Source organism: Pseudomonas sp. B19(2017), assembly GCF_002113165.1.
Classification (GTDB): Bacteria; Pseudomonadota; Gammaproteobacteria; order Pseudomonadales; family Pseudomonadaceae; genus Aquipseudomonas.
On sequence record NZ_NEJR01000009.1, the window covers coordinates 14,242 to 29,512 of the forward strand.

16 protein-coding genes are annotated in these 15,271 nt (G+C 63.0%); 7 read left to right on the forward strand and 9 right to left on the reverse strand.

What is annotated here, in order from left to right; translation table 11 throughout:
• Window positions 1-32: 32 nt before the first annotated feature.
• Both nuoM and nuoN read left to right on the forward strand, forming a co-directional pair.
• Window positions 33-1,565: an NADH-quinone oxidoreductase subunit M gene (nuoM, locus tag CAF70_RS14125; RefSeq protein WP_085625353.1), complete on the forward strand. Its 1,533-nt coding sequence runs from the start codon at window positions 33-35 to the stop codon at window positions 1,563-1,565.
• Between the two features lie 7 nt (window positions 1,566-1,572).
• Window positions 1,573-3,042: an NADH-quinone oxidoreductase subunit NuoN gene (gene nuoN / locus CAF70_RS14130; RefSeq protein WP_085625354.1), complete on the forward strand. Its 1,470-nt coding sequence runs from the start codon at window positions 1,573-1,575 to the stop codon at window positions 3,040-3,042.
• Window positions 3,043-3,121: 79 nt separating this feature from the next.
• On the opposite strand, the gene CAF70_RS14135 is transcribed toward nuoN, so the two are convergent.
• Complete coding sequence (locus CAF70_RS14135; protein WP_085625488.1) at window positions 3,122-3,385, reverse strand: ogr/Delta-like zinc finger family protein; 264 nt, start codon at window positions 3,383-3,385, stop codon at window positions 3,122-3,124.
• Between the two features lie 200 nt (window positions 3,386-3,585).
• On the opposite strand from CAF70_RS14135, the gene CAF70_RS14140 reads away from it, so the two are divergent.
• Window positions 3,586-3,978: a helix-turn-helix domain-containing protein gene (locus CAF70_RS14140; RefSeq protein ID WP_085625355.1), complete on the forward strand. Its 393-nt coding sequence runs from the start codon at window positions 3,586-3,588 to the stop codon at window positions 3,976-3,978.
• Here the strand turns inward: CAF70_RS14140 and CAF70_RS14145 are convergent.
• Genes CAF70_RS14145 through CAF70_RS14155 form a run of 3 tightly spaced genes read right to left on the reverse strand, consistent with a single transcriptional unit; the run spans window position 3,975 to window position 4,937 of the window.
• Window positions 3,975-4,337 (reverse strand): hypothetical protein, encoded by a 363-nt coding sequence (locus CAF70_RS14145; protein ID WP_085625356.1) that lies wholly within the window; start codon window positions 4,335-4,337, stop codon window positions 3,975-3,977. The two genes, CAF70_RS14140 and CAF70_RS14145, sit on opposite strands and share 4 nt — an antisense overlap.
• On the reverse strand, window positions 4,330-4,677 hold the full coding sequence (locus CAF70_RS14150; RefSeq protein ID WP_085625357.1) for a head completion/stabilization protein: 348 nt from the start codon (window positions 4,675-4,677) through the stop codon (window positions 4,330-4,332). Before CAF70_RS14150 ends, CAF70_RS14145 begins: the two co-directional genes overlap by 8 nt.
• Window positions 4,678-4,688: 11 nt before the next feature.
• Window positions 4,689-4,937: a response regulator transcription factor gene (locus tag CAF70_RS14155; protein ID WP_063912679.1), complete on the reverse strand. Its 249-nt coding sequence runs from the start codon at window positions 4,935-4,937 to the stop codon at window positions 4,689-4,691.
• 220 nt (window positions 4,938-5,157) lie between these two features.
• Between CAF70_RS14155 and CAF70_RS14160 the strand changes: the two genes are divergently transcribed.
• A complete protein-coding gene (locus tag CAF70_RS14160; RefSeq protein WP_085625358.1) occupies window positions 5,158-7,221 on the forward strand; it encodes a TonB-dependent receptor domain-containing protein in 2,064 nt (687 codons plus the stop codon).
• A 166-nt stretch (window positions 7,222-7,387) separates the two neighbouring features.
• Here the strand turns inward: CAF70_RS14160 and chrR are convergent, their stop codons facing one another.
• Complete coding sequence (gene chrR, locus CAF70_RS14165) at window positions 7,388-7,945, reverse strand: class I chromate reductase ChrR (protein ID WP_085625359.1); 558 nt, start codon at window positions 7,943-7,945, stop codon at window positions 7,388-7,390.
• Window positions 7,946-8,103: 158 nt separating this feature from the next.
• On the opposite strand from chrR, the gene CAF70_RS14170 reads away from it, so the two are divergent.
• Entirely contained in the window at window positions 8,104-8,322 is a 219-nt protein-coding gene (locus CAF70_RS14170) for a hypothetical protein (protein WP_003261019.1), read from the forward strand.
• Here the strand turns inward: CAF70_RS14170 and CAF70_RS14175 are convergent.
• From CAF70_RS14175 to CAF70_RS14190, 4 genes are all read right to left on the reverse strand, one after another.
• The gene (locus CAF70_RS14175) at window positions 8,306-10,555 is read right to left on the reverse strand and encodes an Orn/Lys/Arg decarboxylase N-terminal domain-containing protein (RefSeq protein ID WP_085625360.1); all 2,250 of its coding nucleotides are present in this window, start codon (window positions 10,553-10,555) and stop codon (window positions 8,306-8,308) included. The two genes, CAF70_RS14170 and CAF70_RS14175, sit on opposite strands and share 17 nt — an antisense overlap.
• A gap of 173 nt (window positions 10,556-10,728) precedes the next feature.
• The gene (gene dnaQ, locus CAF70_RS14180; protein ID WP_085625361.1) at window positions 10,729-11,487 is read right to left on the reverse strand and encodes a DNA polymerase III subunit epsilon; all 759 of its coding nucleotides are present in this window, start codon (window positions 11,485-11,487) and stop codon (window positions 10,729-10,731) included.
• Between the two features lie 51 nt (window positions 11,488-11,538).
• Window positions 11,539-11,985 carry a ribonuclease HI gene (gene rnhA, locus CAF70_RS14185; protein WP_003261021.1) on the reverse strand — a complete coding sequence of 149 codons (447 nt, stop codon included), beginning with the start codon at window positions 11,983-11,985 and terminating at the stop codon, window positions 11,539-11,541.
• Between the two features lie 13 nt (window positions 11,986-11,998).
• Entirely contained in the window at window positions 11,999-12,772 is a 774-nt protein-coding gene (locus CAF70_RS14190) for a class I SAM-dependent methyltransferase (RefSeq protein ID WP_085625362.1), read from the reverse strand.
• 85 nt (window positions 12,773-12,857) lie between these two features.
• On the opposite strand from CAF70_RS14190, the gene gloB reads away from it, so the two are divergent.
• Window positions 12,858-13,637, forward strand: coding sequence for a hydroxyacylglutathione hydrolase (gene gloB, locus CAF70_RS14195; RefSeq protein WP_085625363.1), 780 nt, complete (start codon window positions 12,858-12,860; stop codon window positions 13,635-13,637).
• A 100-nt stretch (window positions 13,638-13,737) separates the two neighbouring features.
• Window positions 13,738-15,168, forward strand: coding sequence for a lytic transglycosylase domain-containing protein (locus tag CAF70_RS14200; RefSeq protein WP_085625364.1), 1,431 nt, complete (start codon window positions 13,738-13,740; stop codon window positions 15,166-15,168).
• Window positions 15,169-15,271: the final 103 nt, after the last annotated feature.

The following is a 15,271-nucleotide window of genomic DNA, read 5'->3' on the forward strand; positions in this document are numbered from 1 at the left end:
CTTGCGACTTTGCCAAAGGAAACCAACCCGTCATGATTTTGCCTTGGCTGATCCTGATCCCCTTCATCGGCGGCTTCCTGTGCTGGCTGGGTGAGCGCTTCGGCGCCACCCTGCCGCGCTGGATCGCGCTGCTGACCATGTCCCTGCTGCTCGGCATCGGCCTGTGGCTGTGGGCTAACGGCGACTACACCCTCGCCCCTGCTCCGGGCGCCGAGCCGGCCTGGGCCCTGGAATACAAGGTCCAGTGGATCCAGCGCTTCGGCATCAGCATCCACCTGGCCCTCGACGGCCTGTCGCTGCTGATGATCCTGCTCACCGGCCTGCTCGGTGTGCTGTCGGTACTGTGCTCCTGGAAGGAAATCCAGCGCCACGTCGGCTTCTTCCACCTCAACCTGATGTGGATTCTCGGCGGCGTGGTCGGTGTGTTCCTGGCCCTGGACCTGTTCCTGTTCTTCTTCTTCTGGGAAATGATGCTGGTGCCGATGTACTTCCTCATCGCGCTCTGGGGTCACAGCTCGTCGGACGGCAAGAAGACCCGGATCTACGCGGCGACCAAGTTCTTCATCTTCACCCAGGCCAGCGGCCTGATCATGCTGGTGGCGATCCTCGGCCTGGTACTGGTCAACTACACCAACACCGGCGTGATCACCTTCAACTACAGCGACCTGCTCAAGGCCGAACTGCCAGCCGGTACCGAGTACCTGCTGATGCTGGGCTTTTTCATCGCCTTCGCGGTGAAGCTGCCGGTGGTGCCGTTCCACTCCTGGCTGCCTGACGCTCACGCCCAGGCACCGACCGCAGGCTCCGTGGACCTGGCAGGTATCTTGCTGAAGACTGCGGCCTACGGCCTGCTGCGCTTCGCTCTGCCGCTGTTCCCGAACGCCTCGGCCGAGTTCGCGCCAATTGCCATGACCCTGGGCCTGATCGGTATCTTCTACGGTGCCTTCCTGGCCTTCGCGCAAACCGACATCAAGCGCCTGGTGGCCTTCTCCAGCGTCTCGCACATGGGCTTCGTGCTGATCGGTATCTACTCCGGCAGCCAGCAGGCCCTGCAAGGCGCGGTGATCCAGATGCTGGCCCACGGCCTGTCCGCTGCTGCGCTGTTCATCCTGGCCGGCCAGCTGTACGAGCGCCTGCACACCCGTGACATGCGCGAAATGGGTGGCCTGTGGCACCGCATCGCCTACCTGCCGGCTATCAGCCTGTTCTTCGCCGCTGCCTCCCTGGGCCTGCCCGGTACCGGCAACTTCGTCGGCGAATTCCTGATCCTGATCGGCAGCTTCGCCAGCGTGCCGTGGATCACCGTGATCGCCACCACTGGCCTGGTGTTCGGTTCGGTGTACTCGCTGATCATGATCCACCGCGCCTACTTCGGCCCGGCCAAGACCGACACTGTGCTGGCCGGCATGGACGGTCGCGAGCTGATCATGGTCCTGGGTCTGGCGGTACTGCTGATCCTGCTGGGCGTGTATCCGCAGCCGTTCCTCGACACCTCTGCCGCCACCATGAGTGGTGTGCAGCAGTGGCTCGGTTCCGCTTTCACTCAACTCGCTTCGGCCCGGTAAGAGCGCTATGGAATTCACCACTCAACACTTCATCGCATTGGCGCCGATGCTGATCACCACCATCACCACAGTGGTGGTGATGCTGGCGATCGCCTGGAAGCGCAACCACTCGCAGACCTTCCTGCTATCCACCGTGGGCCTCAACCTGGCTCTGCTGTCGATCCTGCCGGCGCTGAAGGTTGCGCCGCTGGCGGTCACTTCGCTGGTCACCATCGACAAGTTCGCCTGCCTGTACATGGCGATCATGCTGGTGGCGACGCTGGCTTGCGTCACCCTCGCCCACGCCTACCTCGGCGAAGGCTCCAAGGGCTTCCCGGGCAACCGTGAAGAACTCTACCTGCTGCTGCTGATGTCGGCCCTCGGTGGCCTGGTGCTGGTCAGCGCCAACCACCTGGCCGGCCTGTTCATCGGCCTGGAGCTGCTGTCGGTACCGGTCTACGGCCTGGTGGCGTATGCCTTCTTCAACAAGCGCTCGCTGGAAGCCGGCATCAAGTACATGGTGCTGTCGGCTGCAGGCTCGGCCTTCCTGCTGTTCGGCATGGCCCTGCTGTACGCCGACGCCGGCAGCCTCACCTTCGACCAGATCGGCAAGGCCCTGGCCGCTACCAGCATGCCAAGCCTGCTGGCCCAGCTGGGCCTGGCCATGATGCTGGTCGGTCTGGCCTTCAAGCTGTCGCTGGTACCGTTCCACCTGTGGACCCCGGACGTTTACGAAGGTGCCCCGGCGCCGGTCGCCGCGTTCCTGGCCACCGCCAGCAAGGTCGCGGTGTTCGCCGTGGTCGTGCGCCTGTTCATGCTCTCTCCTGCTGCCAGCAGCGGCGTGCTGAGCACCGTACTGGCAGTGATTGCCGTGGCCTCGATCCTGATCGGCAACCTGCTGGCACTGACCCAGAGCAACCTCAAGCGCCTGCTCGGTTACTCGTCCATCGCCCACTTCGGCTACCTGGTCATCGCCCTGGTCGCCAGCAAGGGGCTGGCCCTGGAAGCCATGGGCGTGTACCTGGTCACCTACGTGATCACCAGCCTGGGCGCCTTCGGTGTCATCACCCTGATGTCCTCGCCTTACGGCGGCCGTGACGCCGATGCGCTGTACGAATACCGTGGCCTGTTCTGGCGTCGTCCGTACCTGACCGCGGTACTGACCGTGATGATGCTGTCGCTGGCAGGTATTCCGCTGACCGCGGGCTTCATCGGCAAGTTCTACATCATCGCCACCGGCGTCGAGTCGCACCTGTGGTGGCTGGTCGGTGCGCTGGTGATCGGTAGCGCCATCGGTGTTTACTACTATCTGCGCGTCATGGTAACCCTGTACCTGGTCGAGCCGAACCTGCGTCGCCACGACGCCCCGCTGAAGTGGGAGCAGCGCACCGGCGGCGTCATGCTGCTGGCCATCGCCATTCTTGCCTTCGTGCTGGGTGTGTATCCGCAACCGCTGCTGGAAATGGTCCAGCAAGCCGGCCTGCAACTGATCGGCTGATCGCCCCGGCAAAACAAGACACCCCGCTAATGCGGGGTGTTTTTTTATCTGCGGGCTTTAAATCCGTAGGCATGAAGGCTCATTCGCCGGGGTTACCCTGCACGGCGCCCGGCAGCGCTGCCTTGCGCAAATCACCATTGGCCGAAGGCAGGTACACTTCCGGGTTTGGCATGCCGCTGGGCGAGAGTTCATGGGTCATTTCGAACTCGGCGCGCACAGACCAGCCACAGGCCTCGGTGGTGCATTGCAAATAGGCAATACGCAGGAAAATATGGCGCCCTTCACTGGTGCGTATACGCATCCGGCTGTGGCAATGCGGGCAAACCAGTTTGTATGTACTCACGGCAAGTACCTGCAAGCATTGTTCAGGCTTACCTTCTGTGAGAATGTTCGTCCAATTTTGTCAGTATTAGCTGCACATGTAGGTGTATTCTTCAGTTTGATGCTTCTCATTGCAGAAATGCTCCTTAAAACGCAGGGCTGTATTCATAACGAGTAGTTTAAGCCCATGGAATATCATTAAACCAGTCATGGATATTTGTTATGAGTACCAACGTACTTGCTTCGGTACTGGCCAGGCTGAAGCTTCTGACCGCCACAGAATCAGACGCAGAGCTGTCCAGGGCCCTGGCGATCAGCCCGCAAACATTGAGCAGCTGGAAGGTACGCGACAGCGTGCCATATTCACTTTGCATAGATGTCGCCAGGCAGTATGCCTGCTCACTGGACTGGCTTCTGCTGGGTGAACCCGAACATCATCGCCCACGCCTGGAGGAAGACGGCTGGGAAAGCGACATGCTTGCACGGCTGCGCACCTTGTCGCTTGCTGATCGCCAAGCCGTGCTCCTGCTGGTCGAGGACAAGCAACGCATCCAGCAGCTGGAACGCCAATTGAACGCGCTGACCAGTCGCCTGCCCGATACCGCCAGCGGCTAGCCCCGCCGGCGCCAGCGCTGGATGAGTTCGCGCGGGTCCAGCGTATCCAGCCATACCATTACCTTGAGGCTGATGGGGATCACCACCACAGCAGCCACGAACGCCGCCATGCCACGGCTAAGCAAAGGCACCAGCGAGGAAACCAGTGGCTCGAACAGATGACCCACCCCCACGGTCACGAACACCAGCAGCAGTTTCTTGCCCAGTGTCAGGCGCCTGGCCGTATTGGTGATCAACCGGTCGCGCGCTGCACTCACCAGCAAAGCCCCCAGTAGCGCGGCAAACAGTACGTTGCCATCCACGCCCAGCAACGCCACCAGCGCCGGGACCAGGCTGTCGAAAACAGATTGCTCAGCCATGGTCAACTCCCCGGCGCGCAGTGGGCAGGTAGCCGGTCGAGCCCAGGGTATACATGACCGCGGCTTCGACAAAACGGATGTAGCACACCCGCAATGCCCGCCCCTGGTCATGCCCGGCCACATCTTCAAGGCGCTTGTAGCCCCGCTCCCGCAACACCGCACGCCAGCGCGCGAATTCGCGTGCCGCGTCGATGGCGGCGCAGCGTGCGGCCACTTCCAGCGCGGCGTCACTGACAGGGCGCTGCAGGTTCAGGCGCTCACGCAGCCTGCCCAGGTCTACCCGTGGCCAGAACGGATCATGGCAATCGGCAAAACGCGGTAATCGAGGGTCGTTGTCCATGTTTCACCCCCTCACTGCTCGGCCAGCATGCCGTAGCGAATAGCCTTGATCACCGCAGCTACCCGGGTCGGCACATCGAACTTGCGCAGGATGTTCGAAACATGGAAGTTCACCGTCGATTCCTTGCACGCCAGGATCTGGCCAATCTCCCACGAGCTCTTGCCGTAAGCACACCACAACAGCACTTGCCGTTCACGGGGCGTCAGGCGAACCGGGGCGTCCGCCAAGGGTTGCTGCGAGTGTCGTGCGTTGTCAGTCATGTTTGAACTCCACGGGTGATTGAGCGAGGCATCGCTGCCGGTCTGCCGTCACCTTACGAAGCGCGGGCCGCCCTGCTCCACCGCTTGGGCTTGTAAAGAACTTTCGTACAAAACCGTCTGACGAACGCTGCGCAAGATTTGTCGACTTTCCTCGTGCTCCAAGCGGCATTTCGCTCGTCTCAACGCCGTTGTCCATTCGCCTTTCGCCTGGAGTCGTACAATGCGTTGCGTTTTGCCCCTACCATCCTGCCTTGGCCTGCTGGCTGCTTTCGCTGCCACACAGCCCGCCCTGGCGGCACCTTCGGTCGAGTTGGGCCAGGTGCTGATCACCGATGAGGAGCAGAACGACCTGACCGCAGCCAGCGAACGCCTGCACGAAGTGCCGGGCGCAAGCAACCTGGTGGACATGCAGCGCGTGGGACAAGGCCGGGTTGCCAACAACCAGGATGTACTGGCCTACCAGCCCGGGGTGTTCGCCCAATCGGCGGGCAACGATGGCATCAAGCTGTCGATCCGCGGTTCGGGCATCAACCGCGCACCGGGGGCCCACGGTTCCGGGGTGTACACGATGTTCGACGGCCTGCCCCTGACCGGCCCGGGCGGTACGCCCTACGAGCTGTTCGAGCCGCTGTGGCTGAGCCGTGCCGAAGTGCTGCGCGGCGCCAACGGCTTCGACCAGGGCGCGCTGGCCCTTGGCGGTGCGATCAACTATGTCACCCACACCGGCTACGACGCCGCGCCGCTGCAGGTGCGCTACGAAGTCGGCAGCCGCGGCTACCAGCACCGGCATATCAGCTCGGGGCAGGTTCTGGGCAACCTCGACTACTACGTGGCCCTGACCGATGCGGAATATGACGGCTACCAGGCGCACAGCAGCGGCAGCGCCAAGGGCGTTGCCGCCAACATCGGCTACCGCTTCAACCCGAACCTGGAAACCCGTTTCTATCTGCGCTACCGGGAAACCGAGAACGAGCTGGCCGGGCGCCTGACCAAGGCGCAGATCAAGCACCACCCGCGCGCGGCCAACCCGGCCTACCTGGCCCGTGACGACAGCCGCCCGCAACCGGGCAGCACCTGGCTGGGCAACAAGACCACCTTCTACCTCGACGACGATGCGCGCCTGGAAGCCGGCCTGGTCTACCATGACTACCCGATGGATCTGCGCGAAGGCCCGATGCGCCTGAAGGTGGCCTACACCGATGTCAGCGGCACCTTGAACTATTTCCGCCGCGACACCCTGTTCGGCCACGAGAGCAAGACCACCGTCGGCTGGCGCACCACCAAGCACCTGCCCAACAGCGGTGCTTCGCAGTTCACCCGCAATGGCGACGTGTTCGGTGAGCGCACTCGTGACTTTACCTACCAGGGTTCGGACACCGTGCTGCATGTGGGCAATGACCTGGAGCTGGTGCCGAACCTGTGGCTGACCACGGGCCTGGCGATGATCTATACCCGCCGTGAAAGTGATGTCACCTACCCGGCCGAGGGCGGCAAGGTGAGCATGCATGACTGGGACTACGCGCCGCGCGTGGGGCTGCGCTATGACATTAGCCCGGACCTGCAGGTGTATGGCAACCTGAGCCGCTCGGTCGAACCTCCACATCCGTGGTCGCTGATCTGGAGTTCGCCAACACCCAACCAACCGATCGAAATGCAAAACCAGACGGCCACCACACTGGAATTGGGCACACGCGGCGAATCGGCATTGGGGCAATGGGACCTGGCGTGGTACTACTCGCAGGTGCGCCATGAATTGCTGGCGGTGGAAATCGTGCAAGGCGCTCCGGCCAAGGAATTCAACGCCAGCGCCACCGTGCACCAGGGCGTGGAAGCCGGCCTCGACAGCACCCTGTGGGAGCGTGCCGGTACTGGCAAGCTGAGCTTGCGCCAGGCCTACACCTTCAGTGACTTCCACTACCGCGATGACGACAGGTTCGGCGACAACCGCCTGCCGGGCATCCCTATGCACTACTACCAGGCCGAGCTGCGCTATGACTGGCCGAGCGGCTTCTATGCCGGGGTGAATACGCAGATGGCGTCGAAGGTGCAGGTGGACTACGCCAACAGCTATCACGCCGATGAATATGCCTTGCTCGGCGCGCGCCTGGGCTGGGATTCACCGAAGCAGGACTGGCAGACCTGGCTGGACCTGCGCAACCTGACCAACAAGCGCTATGCGGCGACGGTGACACCTGGCTACAACGATGCCGGAAAGGATGGGGCCCGTTCGACGCCGGGCGAAGGGTTTGCCGTGTATGCCGGGGTTTCCTACAGCTTCCGCTAATCCGCTGTGCACAGCTTTTGTAGGAGCGGCCTTGTGTCGCGAAAGGGCTGCGCAGCAGCCCCAGGATTTCAGCTTCGCAACATGAATTGCCGGGGCTGCTGCGCAGCCCTTTCGCGACACAAGCCCGCTCCTACAGGGATCGTGCGCTCAGCGATGATTGCTCAGGTCAAACCGCCCGGTTCAACTTCACCCAGGAAGCGAACTTGTCGACAAACGCCTGCAAGAACGGCCGGGTCTTGTCATTGAGCTTGCCCGATTCCTCGAACAGGCTCGCCGCGCCGCCAATGTAGGCCTCGGGCATCTGCATGCACGGCATGTCCAGAAACACCAGCGACTGGCGCACGGCATGGTTGGCGCCGAAGCCACCAATAGCCCCCGGCGAAACGCTGACCACCGCCGTCGGCTTGCCACTCCAGGCACTTTGCCCATAGGGCCGCGAACCCACATCGATGGCATTCTTCAGGCCGCCAGGCACCGAGCGGTTGTATTCCGGGGTAACGAACAGCACCGCATCACTACGGCGGATCTCGTCGCGAAAACGCTTCCACGCGTCCGGCGCTTCGGCCTCGATATCCTCGTTGTACAACGGCAAATCGCCAATCTCGACGATTTTCAGGGCAAGGCTGGACGGCGCCAGCTCCGAGAGTGCGCGGGCGATCTTGCGGTTGTAGGAGTCCTTGCGCAAGCTACCGACGACCACCGCTACCGAATACACCTGGCTCATGGCAATTTCCAACCTCTGCTGGGTAAAAGGGACGTTGTAGTTATAGATGACCGTTCCTCGGCGCTTTGGTTTTTTTTCCGCAGGGCGAAAACTTCCGACGCTGTTCCACGGTCTATGCCTGCAGACATTTCTCACGTAATTCAGAGGTTTCCACCCAAATGGCAGCAGTAATGGTCGGCCAATTCCACGCCCGTGACGCCGAAGGCCGCATCTACCCCGTGCACGAGTTCCAGGAGTCGACCCTGCAAACCGACGGCAGCACGCTGGGCGCCCCCATCACTACCTATCGCCTGGCCATCGGCGACAAAGTCAACCACCTGGGTGAAAACCGCTTCGAACTGGCGCGCAGCGGCGTCGAGATCATTCGCATTCCTTGATGCAATCCACCGTGTAGCGGCCGCTTTCGTTCTGCAGGCCGTGCACGTCGGCGACAAAACCCGGGAAGCCCTGGTTGAATGCCCGGGCAAACGCCAGGTAATCGAGAATCGAGCGGGTCGCCTCGGTGAACCGCTCCCCCGGCATGATCAATGGAATACCCGGCGGGTATGGCACCAGCATCACCGCCGCCACCCGCCCCGACAGTGCCTCGATCGGCACCGCCTCCACCTCCCCACGTACCATCTGGTCATAAGCCTGGGCCGGGCTCACGGCCACCTCCGGCAAGCGCGTGAACAGCCGCTTCAGTTGCTTGGCCGTGGCATTGGCGCGGTAGCAGCCATGCAACTGGTCGCACAAGTCGCGTAGGCCCATGCCCTGGTAGCGTGAGGCATCGGCAGCCACCACGCTCGGCAGGCAGTTGCCCAGCGCGGTATTGCCATCATAGTGGCGCTTGAACTCCAGCAATTCAGTGAGCAAAGTGCTCCACTTGCCTTTCGTGATGCCCATGGAGAACAGCACCAGGAAGCTGTACAGGCCGGTTTTCTCCACCACAAGCCCCCGCTCCCAGAGGAACTTGCTGACCACTGCCGCCGGAATGCCATGTTCGCCCAGTGCACCGCCCGCGCTCAGCCCAGGCATTACCAGGGTCACTTTCAGTGGATCGAGCAGCACATAGTCGTCTGCCACCTCGCCAAAGCCATGCCACTCCGCCCCCGGCTGCAGCAGCCAGTCCTGTGCGGCCAGGCGGTGGATGCCTTCGGCACTCGGCGGCTGCCAGATGCTGAACCACCAGTCGTCGGCGGCAATATGCTCGCGCAGGTTGGCCAGGGCGCGGCGAAAGCTCAGCGCCTCATCGAACATTTCCTGCAGCAGCGAGCGCCCGGCCGGCCCTTCCATCATGGTCGAGGCCACGTCCAGCGAAGCGAGGATGCTGTACTGCGGCGAAGTCGAAATGTGCATCATGAATGCTTCGTTGAAGCGGTCACGGTCCAGCTGCCGCCTGGCGCCGTCCTGTACATGAATCATCGAGGCCTGGCTGAACGCGGCCAGCAGCTTGTGCGTGGAATGGGTGCTGAACACCAATGGGCTGTCTGCCGCGCAGGCCGTACCCATGGCATGGCGCCCGGTGAAGAACTCGTGGAACGCCGCATAGGCGAACCAGGCCTCGTCGAAATGCAGCACCTCGACACTGGCACCCAGGGTCTGCTTGATCAACCCGGCGTGGTAGCACAGGCCGTCGTAGGTGGAGTTGGTCACCACCGCCAGCTTGATACGCTGCCCGCGATCACGGGCTAGCGGGTTGGCCTGGATCTTCGCCTGGATCGCCTCGGGGCTGAACTCGCTGAGCGGGATCGGGCCGATGATCCCCAGCTCGTTGCGCTCGGGGCACAGGTACAGCGGAATGGCACCGGTCATGATGATTGCATGCACCACCGACTTGTGGCAGTTGCGGTCCACCAGCACCAGGTCGTCGCGGCCAACCATGGCGTGCCAGACGATCTTGTTGGCCGTGGAGGTGCCATTGATGACGAAGAAGGTGTGGTCGGCGCCAAAGTTGCGTGCGGCCCTGGCCTCGGCTTCGGCCAAGGGGCCGGTGTGATCGAGCAGCGAGCCCAGCTCCGGCACGGAAACGGACAAGTCCGAGCGCAGGGTATTTTCCCCGAAGAACTGGTGAAAGGCCTGGCCCACCGGGCTTTTGCGGTAGGCGACGCCGCCGCCGTGGCCCGGGGTGTGCCAGGAATAATTGGACTGCGCGGTGTGCTGTACCAGGGCCTTGAAGAACGGCGGCAGCAGGCCATCAAGGTAGGTGTGTGCGGCACGCGCCACCTGGCGCGCAAGAAACGGCACGGTGTCTTCGAACAGATAGAGGATGCCGCGCAGCTGGTTGAGCTCGCTCATGGCTTCGGCGGGGGCGTTTTCCAGGGTCACCTGTTCGCCCAAGGCGAAAATCGGCAGGTTGGGCGCGCGCAGGCGGGCCAGGCGGATCAGCTCGGCCATGCTCTGCAGCAAGTGGGTATTCTCGCCGACGCCCTCGGCGGCAATCAGCATGCAGGCCAGGCCGTGATGGGTGGCGGCAACCAGACAAGCCTCGGCATGGTCGGCGGCGGCAAGGATGGCAAAACCGTCCTGACGCAGTTCCTCGGCGATACCCCGCACGCGCTCGCCAGCGACGCTGTCGGCCTTGATGGCGCGGTGGACAATGAGGATGGGGAACTTGAGGTCCTTGTACATCAGGTGGCTACCTCCGAAGGACAGGTGTCCATTTCAGGGTAGTTGAGCCTTGTATTGCCTGTGCTGGCCTCTTCGCGGGTGAACCCGCTCCCACAGGCACCACATTGCATTCAGGCCAGTCGATTTCCTGTGGGAGCGGGTTCACCCGCGAAAGGGCCGGAGCAGGCCAAAGATCAGCCAGCAGGTGCCTCGGTCAGAGCCTGCCACATGGATGGCCCGCCCGCCGACTTGGCAATCGCCGCCAGGCGCTCGGCATGCGCCTCCAGCTCCTCGGCACTGGCCAAGATCACCCGCCCGGGCACACGCCCGGTAATACGGCGAATCTCGCTACCACCAGCACCCGCTCCTTCATCCCCGGCTTCGGCCCCATACCCGGCCAGCGACAGGCTGGTCTGGCCACCGGTCATCGCCAGATAGACGTCAGCCAGCAGTTCCGAGTCGAGCAATGCGCCGTGCAGTTCACGGCCCGAGTTGTCGATGTCGTAGCGTTTGCACAGCGCATCCAGGCTGTTGCGCTGCCCCGGGTGGCGCGAGCGCGCCAGCAGCAGGGTGTCAAGGATGGTGCAGTGCTGCGAAATGTCCGCGCGGTCCTGCTGGCCGAGCAAGGCAAATTCGTTGTTGATGAAGCCAACGTCGAACGCCGCGTTGTGGATGACCAGCGTGGCGCCCTGGATAAACTCGAAGAACTCCTCGGCGACATCAGCAAAGCGCGGCTTGCCGACCAGGAAGGCATCGGTGATACCGTGGACGTTGATGGCGCCCTCGTCACTCTCGCGGTCTGGCTGCAGGTAGACGTGGAAGTGCCGCCCGGTCAGGCGCCGGCCGATGACCTCGACACAGCCGATCTCGATGATCCGGTGGCCTTCGCTGACCGGCATACCCGTGGTTTCGGTATCGAGAATGACGAACCGTTTATCTTGCTGCTGCTCCACGCGGGGCGCTCCAACTTGCATCAGTTACAAAGGCCGGAATTGTACCCCAGCTCAACGCTTGGCGCGCACCTCATCGACCCCACGATTGGCCAGCTGGTCGGCGCGTTCGTTGCCGGGGTGGCCGATGTGTCCGCGCACCCACTTCCAGGTCACCTTGTGGCGGTTGACCTGTTCATCCAGCTGCTGCCACAGGTCGGCGTTCTTCACTGGCTCCTTGGCCGCGGTTTTCCAGCCGCGCTTCTTCCAGTTGGTCATCCATTCGTTGATGCCCTTCATCACGTACTGCGAGTCGGTGGTCAGCACCACTTCGCATTCGCGCTTGAGGGCCATCAAGCCCTGGATCGCGGCCATCAGCTCCATGCGGTTGTTGGTGGTTTCGCGTTCGCCGCCCCACAGTTCCTTCTCGACGCCCTTGTAGATCATAAGGACCCCCCAGCCGCCAGGGCCGGGGTTGCCCTTGCAGGCACCATCGGTAAACATCTCGACGCTTTCGCTCATGTACCCTTCATGTTCAGTGCTTTTCGGTATCCGGGTTGGCCGCCGTGCGATTGACCTTGGCCAGTGGCAGCGGCAGCAGTTTGCCCATCGGCTCGCGACGCTCAGGGCGCAACGGCCGCAGGCCCACCACCATCTTGCGCGCTACCAGCAGGTACACACCACCACCGGAGCCCTGCCAGCCGCCGGCCACCCGTTCCCAGCCCGCCAGGCGCTGCTGCCAGGCCGGTGAGGCAAGCGGCGGACGATAGCACCCGAAGCGGCGTTTCTCCAGCGCGAAGCCCAGCAGGTTGAGCCAGTCGCCCACCCGCGACGGCGAGATGCAACGGGCCTTGCGCAAGGCGCCGTGGCTGAAGAAATGGCGCATGCCCCAACTGCTCCAGGGGTTGATCCCGACAATCAGCAGGTGCCCGCCTGGGCGCACCGCGCTGGCCGCCTCGCGCAGCAAACCGTGGGGCGACAGGCTGAAATCCAGGCCATGCTGCAGCACCACCACGTCGGCGGCGTGTTCGCTCAGCGGCCAGGCCTGCTCTTCGCAGACTATTTCCACCCCCGGCAACGGCGCGCCGAGGCGCACGTTACGCTGCACCTGCGGCGCGCTGGGCGGCGGCTCTGCACAGGGCCCGTAGTGCACAAGGTACCCACCGAAGAAGCGCCCGAGCTCTTCTTTCAGCAGTTTTTCCTCCTCCTTGAGCATCAGTTGGCCAAGTGGGCCATTGAACCACTCACGGGCCAGGCTGATCAGCTTGACCCAGTCCGGGTCGGCCTGGGCAAAGGCTTGGTCGGTCATTGCGCTCTCCCTCGAAGGTTCTCGCACCGCGCCATCGCGGCTAAGATGCCCTCATGTGCCACGCTAGGCGAATCGGATCCGCACCATGATACAGATCGATGCTCTCCCCGCTTTCTCCGACAACTACATCTGGTTGTTACAGGATACTGCCAAACTCCGCTGCGCGGTGGTCGACCCAGGTGACGCCGGCCCAGTGGAACGCTGGCTGTCCGCCAACCCCGGCTGGGTACTGAGCGACATCCTCGTCACCCACCACCACAACGACCACGTCGGCGGCGTGGAACGGCTCAAGCAACTGACCGGCGCGCGGGTCTGCGGGCCGGCCCACGAACGCATTCCCTGCCGTGATCTGGCGCTGGACGAGGGCGACCAGGTGACCGCGCTGGGCGTGACGTTCCAGGTGCTGGCCGTGCCCGGGCATACCTTGGGGCACATCGCCTTTTTCAGCGAGCAGCCGGCAACGCCTGTGCTGTTCAGTGGCGACACGCTGTTCGCCGCCGGATGCGGACGCATGTTCGAAGGCACCCCCGAACAGATGCAGCCTGCCCTCGCCCGCCTGGCATCCCTGCCTGAGCAGACCGAGGTGTACTGCGCCCACGAATACACCCTGAGCAACCTGCGTTTCGCCAAGGCGGTGGAACCTGAAAATCCGCACGTTCAACGGCGGTTTGAGGACGTTAGCCGTTTGCGTGCAGAAAATCGCATCACATTGCCATCAACGATCGGCCTGGAACGCCTGACCAACCCCTTCCTGCGCACCTCTGAAACATTAGTTAAACAAAAAGCAGACGAATGGAAGGGACATTCAAACCCTACGCATGTAGCTGTTTTTGCTGCCTTGAGGTCTTGGAAGGACACCTTCTGATAACCTCAAGATATATCGCAAAGCGTGGCCAACGGTTGACCAGGCCCGGAGCGGTTTCTAGAATCGCCGAAATTTTTCGTCCGGAAACCTGTGTCAGCCGATGTCTTCCCGTAGCCGCAGAACCTCTCATTCCGTCGCCCTGACGCGCCTGGCCCAAATCAGTGCGCTGGCCCTGGCCGCCACCCTGGTGGGCTGCCAGAGCACCCGTCAGCTCGACGAATCCGAAAGCGTTCGCGCGCACAACTACCAGGCACGGTTCAAGCACAAGCCTTCACCGCTGCTGGTCAAGCCGGCCGAGCAGGCGCCACAGGACGTGTGGGAACGCATGCGCCAGGGCTTTGCCCTGCAAGACAACATCGATGTCAACCCGCGCATCGAACAACAGCGCCTGTGGTTCGCCAGCAACCCGAGCTACATCGAAAGCGCCGGCGAACGTGGCAGCCTCTACCTGCACTACATCGTCGAGCGTCTTGAAGAGCGCGACATGCCGCTGGAACTGGCCCTGCTGCCAGCCATCGAAAGCGCCTACAACCCGATGGCCTACTCGCGCGCCCACGCCGCAGGCATGTGGCAGTTCATCCCGTCCACCGGCCGCCACTTCAACCTGCGCCAGACCAACTTCTACGATGGCCGTCGCGACGTGACCGCCTCGACCAACGCCGCGCTGGACTACCTCAGCCGCCTGCACGACATGTTCAATGGCGACTGGCTGCTGGCCCTGGCTGCCTACAACGCCGGCGAAGGCACGGTCAGCCGCGCCATCGAACGCAACGAAAGGCTCGGCCTGCCCACCGACTACTGGAACCTGCCGCTGCCCCAGGAAACCCGCGACTACGTGCCCAAGCTGCTGGCCCTGTCACAGGTGGTACTGACGCCGGAAGCCTATGGCGTTAACCTGAACCCGATTGCCAACGAACCCTACTTCGAGGCGGTGGCCATCAACGACCGCCTCGACCTGTCGCGGGTAGCGGCCTTCGCCAACATCGACGAAGACGAGCTGATCCAGCTCAACCCGGCATTCAAGAAACGCATGACCGTGGATGGCCCGCAGCAGTTGCTGGTACCCACCGCCAAGGCGCAACTGCTGAGCGACAGCCTGTCCAACCTCAAACCCGAGCAACTGGTCAGCCTGCAGCCGAACAAGGCCGTATTCGCCCGTGCCGTGGCCGAAGCCAAGGCGCCGGTGGCGGCGCGCAGCTACCGGGTCAAGCGCGGCGACAATCTGGGCGCAATCGCCAAGGCCAACCGCGTTTCGGTCAAGGACATCAAGCGCTGGAACCGCCTCTCCGGCAACAGCGTGCGCGCTGGCCAGGTGCTGGCACTGCGCGGTGGTAGCGCGCCGAGCGCTGCCGGCAATCGGGTAGCCGCCTCCGGCCAGCGCTCCACCCAGTACAAGGTACGCAAAGGCGATTCGCTGTATCTGGTGGCCAAGCGCTTCAACGTCGAAATGAAGCACCTCAAGCGTTGGAACCCGCGCAGCGGCCATGCCCTCAAGCCAGGCCAGACCCTGACCGTCTACCTGTCGCATTGAAGTAGTTACAGGGGCTGCTTTGCAGCTCATTCGCGGGCACGCCCGCTCCCACAGGTTTTTCACAGCCATCAAGGCCGGTGCTGTACCTGTGGGAGCGGGCGTG

Coding starts and splice junctions, on each gene's coding strand:
- CAF70_RS14150 (WP_085625357.1), bottom strand. CDS start 4,677: ATGGACAACGACCCTCGATTACCGCGTTTTGCCGATTGCCATGATCCG.
- CAF70_RS14140 (WP_085625355.1), top strand. CDS start 3,586: ATGAGTACCAACGTACTTGCTTCGGTACTGGCCAGGCTGAAGCTTCTG.
- CAF70_RS14155 (WP_063912679.1), bottom strand. CDS start 4,937: ATGACTGACAACGCACGACACTCGCAGCAACCCTTGGCGGACGCCCCG.
- CAF70_RS14160 (WP_085625358.1), top strand. CDS start 5,158: ATGCGTTGCGTTTTGCCCCTACCATCCTGCCTTGGCCTGCTGGCTGCT.
- CAF70_RS14145 (WP_085625356.1), bottom strand. CDS start 4,337: ATGGCTGAGCAATCTGTTTTCGACAGCCTGGTCCCGGCGCTGGTGGCG.
- CAF70_RS14175 (WP_085625360.1), bottom strand. CDS start 10,555: ATGTACAAGGACCTCAAGTTCCCCATCCTCATTGTCCACCGCGCCATC.
- gloB (WP_085625363.1), top strand. CDS start 12,858: ATGATACAGATCGATGCTCTCCCCGCTTTCTCCGACAACTACATCTGG.
- nuoN (WP_085625354.1), top strand. CDS start 1,573: ATGGAATTCACCACTCAACACTTCATCGCATTGGCGCCGATGCTGATC.
- CAF70_RS14190 (WP_085625362.1), bottom strand. CDS start 12,772: ATGACCGACCAAGCCTTTGCCCAGGCCGACCCGGACTGGGTCAAGCTG.
- rnhA (WP_003261021.1), bottom strand. CDS start 11,985: ATGAGCGAAAGCGTCGAGATGTTTACCGATGGTGCCTGCAAGGGCAAC.
- CAF70_RS14170 (WP_003261019.1), top strand. CDS start 8,104: ATGGCAGCAGTAATGGTCGGCCAATTCCACGCCCGTGACGCCGAAGGC.
- CAF70_RS14200 (WP_085625364.1), top strand. CDS start 13,738: ATGTCTTCCCGTAGCCGCAGAACCTCTCATTCCGTCGCCCTGACGCGC.
- nuoM (WP_085625353.1), top strand. CDS start 33: ATGATTTTGCCTTGGCTGATCCTGATCCCCTTCATCGGCGGCTTCCTG.
- chrR (WP_085625359.1), bottom strand. CDS start 7,945: ATGAGCCAGGTGTATTCGGTAGCGGTGGTCGTCGGTAGCTTGCGCAAG.